General features: G+C 67.4%; 8 protein-coding genes. 4 read left to right on the top strand and 4 right to left on the bottom strand.

The window, feature by feature from the left end; all coding sequences use genetic code 11:
- Positions 1–5: 5 nt before the first annotated feature.
- From ED208_RS03560 to ED208_RS03545, 4 genes are all read right to left on the bottom strand, one after another.
- Positions 6–1412, bottom strand: coding sequence for a TolC family outer membrane protein (locus tag ED208_RS03560; RefSeq protein WP_158608412.1), 1407 nt, complete (start codon positions 1410–1412; stop codon positions 6–8).
- Positions 1413–1672: 260 nt separating this feature from the next.
- The gene (gene def, locus ED208_RS03555) at positions 1673–2203 is read right to left on the bottom strand and encodes a peptide deformylase (protein WP_123210465.1); all 531 of its coding nucleotides are present in this window, start codon (positions 2201–2203) and stop codon (positions 1673–1675) included.
- A gap of 347 nt (positions 2204–2550) precedes the next feature.
- Positions 2551–3690: a hypothetical protein gene (locus ED208_RS16975; RefSeq protein ID WP_148044673.1), complete on the bottom strand. Its 1140-nt coding sequence runs from the start codon at positions 3688–3690 to the stop codon at positions 2551–2553.
- Between the two features lie 463 nt (positions 3691–4153).
- Positions 4154–6526: a DUF349 domain-containing protein gene (locus ED208_RS03545; RefSeq protein WP_123210463.1), complete on the bottom strand. Its 2373-nt coding sequence runs from the start codon at positions 6524–6526 to the stop codon at positions 4154–4156.
- Between the two features lie 216 nt (positions 6527–6742).
- Here ED208_RS03545 and ED208_RS03540 point away from each other — a divergent pair, with 216 nt between their 5' ends.
- The 4 genes from ED208_RS03540 to ED208_RS03525 are packed head-to-tail and all read left to right on the top strand — an operon-like array spanning position 6743 to position 13168.
- Positions 6743–8188, top strand: a complete 1446-nt coding sequence (locus tag ED208_RS03540; protein ID WP_123210462.1) for an efflux transporter outer membrane subunit — start codon at positions 6743–6745, stop codon at positions 8186–8188.
- 8 nt (positions 8189–8196) lie between these two features.
- Positions 8197–9270 carry an HlyD family secretion protein gene (locus ED208_RS03535; protein ID WP_123210461.1) on the top strand — a complete coding sequence of 358 codons (1074 nt, stop codon included), beginning with the start codon at positions 8197–8199 and terminating at the stop codon, positions 9268–9270.
- Positions 9267–12038 carry a ribosome-associated ATPase/putative transporter RbbA gene (gene rbbA / locus ED208_RS03530; RefSeq protein WP_123210460.1) on the top strand — a complete coding sequence of 924 codons (2772 nt, stop codon included), beginning with the start codon at positions 9267–9269 and terminating at the stop codon, positions 12036–12038. The genes ED208_RS03535 and rbbA overlap by 4 nt, the downstream gene beginning before the upstream one ends.
- A gap of 2 nt (positions 12039–12040) precedes the next feature.
- On the top strand, positions 12041–13168 hold the full coding sequence (locus ED208_RS03525) for an ABC transporter permease (protein ID WP_123210459.1): 1128 nt from the start codon (positions 12041–12043) through the stop codon (positions 13166–13168).
- Positions 13169–13248: the final 80 nt, after the last annotated feature.

The following is a 13248-nucleotide window of genomic DNA, read 5'->3' as shown; positions in this document are numbered from 1 at the left end:
GTGGCTCAGTCGCCGACCAGCAGGCCGTCCACTTCCTTCAGATCGCGCAGCACCAGCTGCCCGGACAGCGCCTTGAGGCGCAGCAGCGACAGCAGGTAGTCGTAGCGCGACTGCGCGTAGTTGCGCTCGGCGGCGTAGCGCTGCTGGCGGGAATTGAGCACGTCGATGGCGGTGCGGGTGCCGATCTCCAGGCCGGTCTCCACTGCCACCAGGGCGCTGCCGCTGGAGGTGGCGGCGGCCTTCAGGGCCTTCACCTTGGCGCTGCCGGTGACCACACCCTGATAGGTGCTGCGCAACTGCCGCTCGGCCAGCCGGCGGGCGGCGTCGACTTCCGCCAGCTTCTGCTCGCGGGTCGCCACCGCCTGACGTACGCCGGACTGGGTGGCGCCGCCGGCGAACAGCGGCAGGCTCAGGCGCAGGCCGTAGGAAGGGCCGGACAGGGTGTAGGGCAGGGTGCCGGACTCGCTGGTGCTGTCGGCGTAATTGACGCTGCCGGAAAGCGTCGGCAGGTGACGCGACTGGGCGGCTTTCACCGCGTAGCTGGCGACATTGAAGTTGAGCTTGGCGGCGAGCACGTCGAGATTGCCGAGCAGGCCCTGCGTCACCCAGGCCTGGGCGCTGGCCGGCTTGGGGCTGGGCAGCGGCAGGTCTTCGCGCAGCGCCGCCAGCGGCTGCTTGGCGGCCTCGCTGAGCGGCACCACCTGCACCGCGCGCTCTTCGAGATTCAGCAGCGGCTCGCGGCTGAGTTCTTCCAGCGCCTCGGTGGCGGCGGCGAGCGCCTGCTCGGCCTCCAGCGCGCTGGCGACACTCAGGTCGTAGCGCGCCTGCACTTCCTCGGTGTCGGTGACGCTGGAGATGCCCACTTCCAGATTCTGCTTGGCGAGCTCCAGTTGCTGGCTTAAAGCCTGCTTCTCGGTGCGCGCCGAGCGCAGCAGATCTCGGGCGCCGAGCACGCCGAAGTAGGCCTCGGCGACCTTGAGCAGCAGCGCCTGCTGCGCGGTCTTGTAGCTCAGCTCGGCGAGCGCGACCTGCTCGTTGGCCTGCTTGAGGCGGTTCCAGCTTTCGAGGTCGAACAAGGGCTGCTTGAGCGTGATGCTCAGGCTCTTGTCGCTGCCGTCGTTCTTGCGCGAGTAGGGGATCGCGGTGCCGGTGGTCGGCTCGGTGTAGGTTATCTCGATCTCGGAGTCGTTGACCACGTAGTCGTAGCCGGCGGCGATCTGCGGCAGCAGCAGGGCCTTGGCCTGCGGCGCGGCTTCCAGCGCGGCATCGCGGGCAAAGGCGGCGGCGCGCAGGTTCGCGTCGTTCTTGCTGGCCAGCTCGTAGATGCGGAGCAGATCCTTGGCGTGGACGGAGAGCGGCAGGGCAAACAGCGAGGCCAGGAAAGAGACTCGCAGGGTGGTCTTCAGCGACATGGATGCGCAGCGCCTCGCGGCGTTCAAAGGTTCACAAAGGATGCCCATGCATTGTTGCATGGCGAGTGTGGATTTCCGCGTGTGATGCATGCGGTTTTGCTTCTCGGTAGCGAGGTTCATGGCAGGCGCGCAACGAGGACGAGGTCGGCCTCGGGAATCGCATCAAGAATCGTGCTGACGATGAACTGGCAGTCAGCTTTCGCGCCTGAAAGTTTGCACCGGCCAACGGCCCGCTCGTGTCGGCGCGGGCAGGCTGGCATTCAGTCGTCGCCAGCGGCGAGTCCGGGGAACAGCACCTCGCTGAAACCGAACTGCCGCAGGTCACGAATCCGCTGCGGATACAGGATGCCGTCGAGGTGGTCGCACTCGTGCTGCACCACCCGCGCGTGAAAGCCGCTCACCTCGCGGCGCAAGGGCTCGCCGCGTTCGGTGTAGCCCTCGTAGCGCAGCCGTGAATAGCGCGGCACCAGACCGCGCAGGCCGGGCACGCTCAAGCAAGCTTCCCAGCCTTCCTCCTGCTCGTCGGAGAGTGGTGTCAGCACCGGATTGCAGAGCACCGTGTAGGGCACCGCCTCGGCGTCGGGATAGCGTGGGTTGCGGCCGACGCCGAAAACCACCACGCGCAGCGGCACGCCGATCTGCGGGGCGGCGAGCCCGGCACCGTTGAGCGCGGCCATGGTTTCGAGCAGGTCAGCGAGCAGCGCGTGCAGCTCCGGCGTGTCGAAGGCGGTTACCGGTTCGGCGACGCCCAAGAGGCGCGGATCGCCCATGCGCAATACCTCGCGGATCATCGCTGCGCGCCGGCCGGGCGCTGACTCGGGGCAGGGCGTGCTGGCATGGAAGTGCTCCGCAGGTGGGTTTGCGATGCAGGCAGCATACGACGCCGTGCCGGTGCCTTAATTGACGGCCCGATGCCCTGGGCTCCTGCCTGGAAAGGAGCCGCAACCTTACGCCAGCACGTCCGGGTGTCAGCAAAGACGACCTGGCCTACGCGGCGCATATGCAGCGATGCGTTCAAGCACATCCGTCCTGAGCAGGCACCGGGCACTCGATGAACCCGCCGACGGCGCTCGCATCGCCATGCAGTTGAGCACCCGAGCGAACGTTTCAATTTGTGATCAACCCGAAGGATCGGGTGTTAACTAGATAAACGCGCGTTGTTCTTGCCGAAGTACGCCATGAAATCAGCGGCGGCCTCTTTGGTCTTGCTGGTCCAGAATATTTCAGGCTGGATTGGGGAGAAAAGAGCAACGCCAGCAATTCGACTCATGGCGTCCGGCTTGGCCTTCGCTAGAGCATCCATAGCTATCTCGAACAGCAGCGCGTCCGGTAGATGCTCTGAACGCACGGCTACGATTCCGCATTCGGATGCGGCCAGTTGGCCGAGGGCTGGAAGTACGCCATTCACAATGATCTTCCTGAGCTTGGCGACAGGCGAAATCTCGATGCCTCCGACGCTACCGCCAACACCGTCGGCAACTCTTTCTTGTACACGTATCCTAGCGACCCCAGGCATGCTGACCTCGTGGGGCAGCTTGCTGATGTCTACTTCGGAAATCTGGTTTTCGATACGGGCGGCGATTTCGTCACGAATAGCACTTGAGAGCCCATCGTCTCCTTTCTTGTCTATGAAATGGAGATCTGAAAGCCGAGAGCTCAGTTCGACATTGACTTCGATGCCGTTCCAACCAGACCCGACGCCGATCGGGCGAATCACATCGGCTTGTAACCTCTGGACCCAAAGTTCCCACTGGTCACGTTCCAGGTTTTTGCACTCGACATCGAAACTGTAGGTGCCTTCTCTCACTCGGAGATCGGGCGTCCTGGCGTCATTTGACTCGGGTAGGAACTCAACGGAGCAACCGGGTTCAGCAAGTCGACTAGCAATGCAGAACTCAAAAAAAGTCGAATGAGACTTGTGGCCAACGAGATCAGAGAGCTTCTTTCCTAGGCCTTCAGCGTTATCGAGTCTGCGCATTACGTGAGCCAGACGCAGTAGATCCTGCAAGGGCCAAATTCCGGTGCCGTTCCAAAGGAATCGAATGATTGCGTTTGCACGACCGTCTTGTGCGGCTTTGCGCGTCCAGTCCGAGTCGAAATATCTCTTGAGAACCTCGATAAGTTCGCGCACCTCCTCAATGTTCGAACCAGCGTTTACCGCAAGCGCTGAGTCATCCCACCACGGAGGATCCCACCACATTCCTGTGCTCAACAGTTGTTCGTGCGTAGCCATCGTCAAGACTTGTTCGTCTCGCAAATCCCCGTGCTTGGCATTCAATGCCGTGGCCCTGTTATATGCCGCAGTCCCATCTGTGGATTGGGACAAATCTATACCCGGGAAGTTGACCGGCCAAGCGGGCGGTTTCCAACCGCCCTGGAGCGTAGGCTTTGCGATCATCCGATCCAGTTGCACTCAGCGTTCGATTCGTCATTTGACTCAAAGAGTCCAAGCGACCGTCCGCTCTGGGCTGAGACTGTGTGAAAACAAGTCGGACTGGCGCACTTGGATCGGAAATCCACAGATCACGCGTGCGTAGCCGCAAGCTACAGAGGCGCCTGCTGGCTGGAGATGCAGAATTCAACCACGTCTTCATAGCTCAGCGGATCAGCGATCCGCTATCACGTTTTCACACAGCCTCGGCTGAAAGGCACCCGACGGAAACTCCCCGAAAGCGACCAGAATGGAGTCAGTGCTTCGGTTCCGGTGTGCGTCGGCATTTCGTGCCAAAGCCCCGGATCCGTCAGAGGCGACCAATACCGTGAGAGCGGCTCTGTTCGCGACAGCGCCGGAATCGTTGCAGTAGCGGCGCGTAGACCGACTCGTCGACGGGGCCGAGGCGCAGCCACTCGATTGCCAGCGTGTCCAGTCGCGACTCGTCCGCCTCGAGACGCTGACCCATGCCCTGCACCAGTCGTTGCAACTGATAGTCGCGACGCAAGGCCTGGTCCTCCGGCGGCGTCGGCAGGTCGGCCAGTATTTCGGCGCGGATGCAGAGCAGCCGCGCGGCCGCCTCGTTCGCCGACGGGTCAGCAGAGCGCTCGCCCGCGAGTGCCTGCTGGAGCGCGTCGAGGCCGTCTCTGGGCCAACGTTGCACGGAGGCCATGAAGGTTTCGGCCGCTTTCTTCAAAGCGTCGACCTGTTCGCTATCCACGGCGCGCGCCCCGGCGAGCCGGTAGGCACGGATCTGGTTGGCGGCTTCAAACAGATCGTTCCAGGCGCGCTCGGCCTCACGCGCGTGCTGACGGGCCACGGATTCCCGGCAGCGCTCCAGCCCTCGTTCGAAACGGCCGCGAAGCTCGCGGGTATCGGCACGCGGAAATTCGCCCAGCGCCTCGAAGGCGTTCCGCATCTCGCCCAGCGTCCCGGCCTGCGCCAGCAATTCGGCTCCTTCGAGCGCGGCGATCTGCTCCAGTTGCTCGCACAGGGCAATGGCCTGCGCCTTGTTGTCCTCGAGTCCGGCGGTGTAGGCGGCGAACTCCTGATCGCGCTTCTGGAACACGGCATCGCAGTGCTGGCGGAATTCGCTCCAGAGGCGTTGATCGACCTCGCGCGGCACCAGGCCCACGGTCCGCCACTGCTGTTGCAGCGCCTTGATTCCGTCGATGGCCTTGCGCCCGTCGTCGCTCGCGAGCAGGGCCTGGGCGCGCTCGATCAGCGCCTCCTTCTGCTTCTGGTTGCGGGCGTACTCGGCGTCCAGCCGATCCTGCAGCCGCGCGACGAGGGCGGTGAATCGCGCCTGCTGCGGCTTGGCGGCCTGCGGGTCCACGGGCGAGCAGTTGCGCCAGGCCTGCTTGGTCTCACGCAGGGTCTTGATCACGGCCTGCCAGTCCGGTCGTTCCCAGTCGGCTTCCGCCTCGAACGCGGTCAACTCGGCGAGCAAGGTTTCGCGACGCCGCAGATTCTCCTCGCGGACCAGTGCCTGCGCCGCGAAGTACTCACGGCACGGCTGGTAGGCTTTTTGAGCGGCTTCGTGGAAGCGCTGCCAATCCGCGTCGGCGCTCTCGCCGGCGCCCTTGCCCAGGGTGCGCCACTCGTCCTGCAGGTTCTTGATCCTGTCGGCGAGGGTCAGCGGTTCTAGCGGCGCGTCAATGAGCGCTTCCATCGCCTCGATCAGCTCGGCGCGCTTCGGCGTCACGGAGAAGCTCTTCCAGTCCTTCAGCTCGTCGAGTTGCTTGTCGAGCTGCTGCAACTGGCTGGCCAGGTTGTCCGGCAGCGGCGGAGCTCCCGCCCGCTTCTCCTCGATGGTCCGTCGCAGACTGGCAGCGCGGGCACTGCCGCCGTCGCTCAACGCCGCGCGTGCCTTGCGGATCAGTTCTGCGATCTCGCGTAGCGCCTGCTGCTCGGCCTGCTGCTGTTCGGCGAGGGCGCGCGTCTGATCCTCGAACAGCCGTGCTTGCTCGGCCGCCGCCGACGCCGATGCCTGCGCCTCCTGTTCCCGCTGTCGCCTGGCCTCGGCCACCGCCTCGGCGGCTGCCTGCGCACGCGCGGCCTCGGCCGCCACCTGGCGCGCCTGCTCGGCGATGGTTTCCCGAGCGCGCGCGATCCATTGCTGGACCCGGCCCTGCAACTCGGCATCCGCCTGAGCCGCCACGGCTTCCCAGCGCGTCTCCAATTGGGTCAGCCTCGGGCCAAACGCGACTTCGTACGGCTGCCGACTGTGGCGCTCGATCGCCTCCGAGGCCGCGCTGATCTCGGCCCGCGACAACTCCTGCTGGCGGGCCTGCTCGAGCAGAGCCTCGCGCTTGGAACTCAGGATCTTGTAGACGTTCTTGTCATTGCCGCCGCGAACCTCGCGGATGAGCTGCCGCAGCAGGTCGGGATCTTCGACGGCCTGGGCCGCCGCCTGGCGAATCCGGGTCGATGACCCGGCCACTACCAGCCGGGCCACTGCCGGGAAGTCCCGGGCATCAATGGCCGACTGCAAGGCCTTCTCCTCGGCAAACGCCGCCAGCGCGCGCTGGGCAGCGTTCGGCTTCGCGAGCGCCGGATCGGCATTTTTTGAGGGCGCCACGGCAGGCGCGGAGGGCGAAACGGATGAAAGCGAAGGCGCTTTGCGAAACCAGCGCGAGAACAGCGACATGTTGACCTGCACCGCATCGGGGCCGGCGGGCATTCTACCTGCGCTGGATGGCCCGCTTCATTCCAGCCACGGAGAGCGACCTGGCGGCGACGCACCTGGGCTTCGCAGGCTGGTGAACCCGCCCCGAGGCCCTGTCGCGGCGCTGACCTGGGTCAACGCCAGACAGGCATGGCGGGAGGAAAGTGACCAGCGTCTCCGCCCGCTGCGGAGGCTGTCCCGCTCCTTCCTTCAGCGCTACCGCCCGCTCCGATGACCACCACCGAGTTTGATGCCGGCACTGCCGGACGCCGTGTCCGCCGGTGGTCGGGCTTGGGCGCGCTGCTGCTCGCCGGCTGTGCCTCGCTGGCGCCGCCGTATACCGCACCGGCGCTGCCAGTGGCGGCGCAGTATCCGGCCGATGCAACGGCAGTCGCGGACGAGACCGCGACGCCCGATCCGCGCTGGCAGTCCTACTTCGCCGACCCGCGCCTGCGCGCGCTGATCGCCGAGGCGCTCGCCAACAACCGCGATCTGCGCGTCGCCGCGCTGCGGGTGGAGGAGGCGCGCGCCGCCCTGGGCCTGCAAGGCGCCGAGCGCTATCCGGTGATCGGAATGGCTGCGCAGGACAGCCGCGCGCGGGTGCCGGGCGATCTCAATGTCAGCGGCCGGCCGGTGACCGCCAGCCAGTACCAGGTCGGGCTGGTCAGCAGCACCTGGGAGCTGGACTTCTGGGGCCGCATCGCCAGTCTGGAAACCGCCGCGCGGGAAAACCTGCTCGCCAGCGAATCGGCCCGGCAGGCGGTGCGGCTGTCGCTGATCGCCCAGGTGGCGTATGCCTACCTGGGCCTGCGCGAGCTGGACGAGCGGCTGGTGCTGGCCCAGCGCAGCATCGCCAGCCGCGAGGAGTCGCTGCGCATCTTCCGCCGCCGCAATGAAGTCGGTGCCACCAGCAAGCTGGAGCTGACCCAGGTGCAGAGCCTGCTGGCGCAGGCGCAGGGCCTGGGCGCGCAACTGGCGCAGGCGCGCGCGCAGCAGGCGCATGCCCTGGTGCGCCTGCTCGGCAGCGACACCGATCTGAGCGCGCCGTTGCCATCCGGCGACGACAGCGAGCCGGTGCCGGCGCCACGCGCCGGCCTGCCTTCGGAGCTGCTCAACCGGCGCCCCGATCTGATCGCCGCCGAGCACGCCCTGCGCGCCGCGCAGGCCAATATCGGCGCCGCCCGCGCGGCGTTCTTTCCGCGCATCACTCTCACCGGCAGCTACGGCAGCGCCAGCGCCGAACTTGCCGGCCTGTTCGATGCCGGCAGCGGCGCCTGGAGCTTTCTGCCCAGCCTGTCGCTGCCGATCTTCGACGGCGGCCGGCGCCGCGCCGGGCTCGATCTCGCCGAGGTGCGTCGCGAGATCGCGGTGGCGCAGTACGAGGGCGCGGTGCAGAGCGCCTTCCGTGATGTCGCCGACGCCCTCGCCGCCGGGCGCTGGCAGGCCGAGCAACTGCGCATCCAGGAGAGCAATCTGGCGGCGCAGAGCGAGCGGGCGCGGCTGGCGCAGCGGCGCTACGACTTTGGCGCCGCCACCTTCCTGGAAGTGCTCGACGCCCAGCGCGAGCTGCTCAACGCCGAGCAGCAGCGCGTGCAGGTCCGACGCGCCCTGCTCAGTGCCCGCGTGCAGTTGTACGCGGCGCTGGGCGGTGATGCCCTCCCCAACGCCACGCCCTGAGTCCGCCGATGAAGCCCTATTCCAACAAGAAGCTGCTCGCCCTGGTGGCCCTGGTGGTGCTCGCCGCCATCGCCTACTACGGCTGGAGCCGCCTGCGTCAGCAAGGTCCCGGCGAAGGCTTCATCAGCGGCAATGGCCGCATCGAGGCCACCGAGGTCGATCTCGCCACCAAGCTCGGTGGCCGGGTGGAGGCGGTGCTGGTCAACGAGGGCGACTTCGTGCAGGCCGGCCAGGTGCTGGCGCGCATGCAGGTGGATGTGCTGGAAGCGCAGCGCGACGAGGCGCTCGCGCATCGCCAGCAGGCGCTGGACGCGGTGGCGAGCGCCGAGGCGCAGGTGGCGGTGCGCGAGAGCGACGCGCTGGCCGCGCAGGCGGTGGTGGCGCTGCGCGCCGCCGAACTCGACGCCGCGCGCCGTCGGCTGGCGCGCTCGGAATCGCTATCCGCCGAAGGCGCCGCCTCGATCCAGGAACTCGACGACGACCGTGCCCGGGTGCGCGGCGCCGAGGCGGCGCTGACCGCCGCGCAGGCGCAGGCGGCGGCGGCGAAGGCCGGCATCGCCGCCGCGCGGGCGCAGGTGGTGGGCGCCCGGTCGGCGGTGCCGGCCAGCGCCGCCACCATCGCCCGCATCGAGGCCGACATCGCCGACAGCGCGCTGAAGGCGCCGCGCGATGCCCGCGTGCAATACCGCATCGCGCAGCCCGGCGAAGTGCTGGGCGCCGGCGGCAAGCTGCTCAACCTGGTTGATCTCTCCGACGTCTACATGAGCTTCTTCCTGCCCGAGACCGTCGCCGGCCGGGTGGCGCTGGGCAGCGAGGTGCGCATCCTGCTCGATGCCGCGCCCGATTTTCCGATCCCGGCGCGGGTCAGCTATGTGGCGAGCACCGCGCAGTTCACGCCGAAGACGGTGGAGACCGCCAGCGAGCGGCAGAAGCTGATGTTTAGGGTCAAGGCCAACATCGACCGCGCGCTGTTGAAAAAGCACCTGGAGCAGGTCAAGACCGGCCTGCCGGGTGTCGCCTGGCTCAAGCTCGACGCCGCCGCCGAGTGGCCGCCGGAACTGGCGCTGCGGGCCAGCGAATGAATAGCTTGCCGGAGCCGGCTTCCGGACCGGCGGTGGTGCGCTTCCAGCAGGTCAGCCAGCGCTACGGAAAGACCCTGGCGCTGGATGGCGTCAGCCTGGAGCTGCCGGCCGGCTGCATGGTCGGCCTGATCGGCCCCGACGGCGTCGGCAAGTCCAGCTTGCTGGCGCTCGCCGCCGGCGCGCGCGCGGTGCAGGTGGGCAAGGTCCACACCCTGGGCGGCGACATGGCCGAGCGCCGTCACCGCGAGCGGGTCTGCCCGGACATCGCCTACATGCCGCAGGGCCTGGGCAGGAACCTCTACCCGACGCTGTCGGTGGAGGAGAACCTGCAGTTCTTCGCGCGCCTGTTCGGCCACGGCGCCAGCGAGCGTCGTCGCCGCATCGACGAACTCACCCGCAGCACCGGGCTGTATCCCTTTCTCGACCGCCCGGTCGGCAAGCTTTCCGGCGGCATGAAGCAGAAGCTGGGCCTCTGCTGCGCGCTGATCCACGACCCCGCGCTGCTGATCCTCGACGAGCCCACCACGGGCGTCGATCCGCTCGCGCGCAGCCAGTTCTGGGCGCTGATCGGGCGCATCCGCGCGCTGCATCCGGGCATGAGCGTGATCGCCGCCACCGCCTACATGGACGAGGCGCAGCGCTTCGACTGGCTGGTGGCGCTGGATGCCGGCCGGGTGCTGGCCAGCGGCACGCCGGCGCAGTTGCTGGCGCGCACCGGCAGCCGTGATCTGGAAGCCGCCTTCATCGCCCTGCTGCCCGAGGTCAAGCGCCAGGGGCACGAGAAAGTGGTGATTCCGCCGCTGGCGGAGACCGCCGACGAGCAGGTGGCCATCGAGGCGCGCGAGCTGACCATGCGCTTCGGCGACTTCGTGGCGGTGGACCACGCCAGCTTCCGCATCCGCCGTGGCGAGATCTTCGGCTTTCTCGGCTCCAATGGCTGCGGCAAGACCACCACCATGAAGATGCTCACCGGCCTGTTGCCGGCCAGCGAGGGCCAGGCCTGGCTGTTTGGCCAGGTGGTGGACCCCAAGGATCTCGCCACCCGCCGCCGGGTCGGCTACATGTCGCAGGGCTTTTCGCTGTACTCCGAGCTGAGCGTCGAGCAGAACCTGGTGCTGCACGCGCGGCTGTTCCAGGTGCCGGAGGCGGAAATACCCAGGCGGGTGCAGGCGATGAGCCGGCGCTTTGGTCTGGAACACTTTCTCGGCGCGCTGCCCAACGCGCTGCCGCTGGGCATGCGCCAGCGGCTGTCGCTGGCGGTGGCGATGGTGCACGAGCCGGAGCTCTTGATCCTTGACGAGCCCACCTCCGGCGTCGATCCGGTGGCGCGCGACAACTTCTGGCGCCTGCTGATCGAGCTGTCGCGCCGCGACCGGGTGACCATCTTCATCTCCACCCATTTCATGAACGAGGCCGAGCGCTGCGACCGCATCTCTCTGATGCACGCCGGCCGGGTGCTGGTCAGCGACCGCCCGCGCGCGCTGTGCCAGGCGCGCGGCACCGAGACGCTGGAGCAGGCCTTCATCAGCTATCTGGAAGAAGCCGGTGCGCGCGGCGAGCAACTGGAGCCGGCACTGGAAACCGCCAGCGCCCCAGCGCCGCTGACGCCGGCAACACCGGCCGCGGCCAGGACCCGCCGGAGCGGCTTCAGCCTGGCGCGCGCCTGGAGCTACAGCCTGCGCGAGCAACTGGAGCTGCAACGCGATCCGGTGCGCGCCACGCTGGCGCTGATCGGCAGCCTGCTGCTGATGTTCATCATGGGCTTCGGCATCAGCATGGATGTCGAGAACCTCAACTACGCGGTGCTCGACCGCGACCAGACCACGCTCAGCCAGGACTACGCGCTGAGCCTGTCCGGCTCGCGCTATTTCATCGAGAAGCCGGCGATCACCGACTACGCCGACCTCGACCGCCGCATGCGCAGCGGCGAGCTGTCACTGGCCTTGGAGATCCCTGCCGGCTTCGCCCGCGAGGCCGGTCGTGGCCGCGCGATGGAGGTCGGTGCCTGGATCGACGGCGCAATGCCGATGCGCGGCGAGACCGCCGCTGGCTACGTGCAGGGCATGCACCAGTCCTGGCTGGCCGAGCAGTCGCGCCTGCGCCTGGGCCAGAGCGCGGTGGCCGCCGCCGACATCGAAACCCGCTTCCGCTACAACCCGGATGTGAAGAGCCTGCCAGCGATGGTGCCGGCGGTGATCCCGATGCTGCTGATGATGATCCCGGCGATGCTGGCGGCGCTGTCGGTGGTGCGTGAGAAGGAGCTGGGCTCCATCCTCAACCTCTACGTCACGCCGGTACGGCGCAGCGAATTCCTGCTCGGCAAGCAACTGCCCTACGTGCTGCTGGCGCTGTTCAACTTTCTGCTGATGGTGCTGCTCGCGGTGACCGCCTTCGGGGTGCCGATCAAGGGCAGCTTTCTCACCCTCTTCGCCGCCGCCGTGCTCTACGTGATCTGCGCGACTGGCGCCGGCCTGCTGGCCTCCAGCTTCACCCGCAGCCAGGTGGCCGCAGTGTTCCTGACCATGATCGGCACCATGATCCCGACCATTCAGTACTCCGGTCTGCTCGATCCGGTGAGTTCGCTGGAAGGCGCCGGCGCGGTGATCGGCCGGCTGTATCCGGCCAGCCATTTCCTCACCATCAGCCGGGGCGTGTTCAACAAGGCCCTGGGCTTCGCCGACCTCGGCGGTTCGTTCTGGCCGCTGCTGTTGAGCGCGCCGACGATTCTGCTGCTGGCGATCCTGTTGCTGAAGAAGCAGGAGCGCTGAGCATGCGCGGCCAGCTCGCCAACATCCACCGCCTGGGCGTGAAGGAGCTATGGGGCCTGTGGCGCGACCCGATCATGCTGGTGCTGGTGGTGTTCATGTTCGTGTTCACCGTGTACTCGGCCGCCAAGGCGATGCCGGAAACCCTCAACAAGGCGCCCATCGCCATCGTCGACGAAGATGGCTCGCCGCTGTCCTCACGCCTGGTCTCCAGCTTCTATCCGCCGCAGTTCCTGCCACCGGCGCTGATCCCGCTCACCGCCGTCGATCCGGGCATGGACGCCGGCGACTACACCTTCGCCCTGGTGATCCCGCCTGGCTTCCAGCGCGACGTGCTCGCCGGCCGCGCGCCCAGCCTGCAACTCAATGTCGATGCCACCCGCATGGGCCAGGCCTTCACCGGTAGCGGCTACATCCAGCAGATCCTGCTCGGCGAGATCAACGAGTTTCTCCAGGGCCACCGCCAGGCCAGCGTGTTGCCGGTGGAGCTGGCCTTGCGCGCGCGCTTCAACCCCACGCTCAACAAGGGCTGGTTCGGCGCGCTGATGGAGATCATCAATCACGTCACCATGCTGTCGATCCTGCTCACTGGCGCGGCGCTGATCCGCGAGCGCGAGCACGGCACCGTCGAGCACCTGCTGGTGATGCCGGTGACGCCGGCCGAGATCATGCTGTCCAAGGTCTGGTCGATGGGTCTGGTGGTGCTGCTGGCCGCCGCGCTGTCGCTGCACTTCGTGGTGCAGGGCCTGCTCGGCGTGGTGATCGAAGGCTCGGTGGGCCTGTTCCTGGCCGGCGCGGCGCTGCACCTGTTCGCCACCACCTCGATGGGCATCTTCATGGCCACTCTGGCGCGTTCGATGCCGCAGTTCGCGCTGCTGCTGATCCTGGTGCTGATGCCGCTGGAGATGCTGTCCGGCGGTTCGACGCCGCGCGAGAGCATGCCGCTGTTCGTGCAGTACCTGATGCTGCTGGCGCCGACCACGCACTTCATCTCCGCCTCGCAGGCGATCCTGTTCCGCGCCGCCGGCTTCGAGGTGGTCTGGCCTTACTTCCTGGCGCTGGTGCTGATCGGCGCGGTGTTCTTCGCGGTGTCGCTGGCCCGCTTCCGCAAGATGCTCAGCCAACTGGCTTGAGGCTGGGGCGCAGCGAGCCCCGTAGTGTTAACAGGCCCTAAGGACTCACTCCTTCACCTGCGTAGCGGGGGAAGGCCGGG

This window comes from Stagnimonas aquatica, from assembly GCF_003730135.1.
Classification (GTDB): domain Bacteria; phylum Pseudomonadota; class Gammaproteobacteria; order Nevskiales; family Nevskiaceae; genus Stagnimonas; species Stagnimonas aquatica.
Note: the sequence above shows the minus strand (reverse complement) of the source record. Positions and strands in the feature narration are given on the sequence as shown.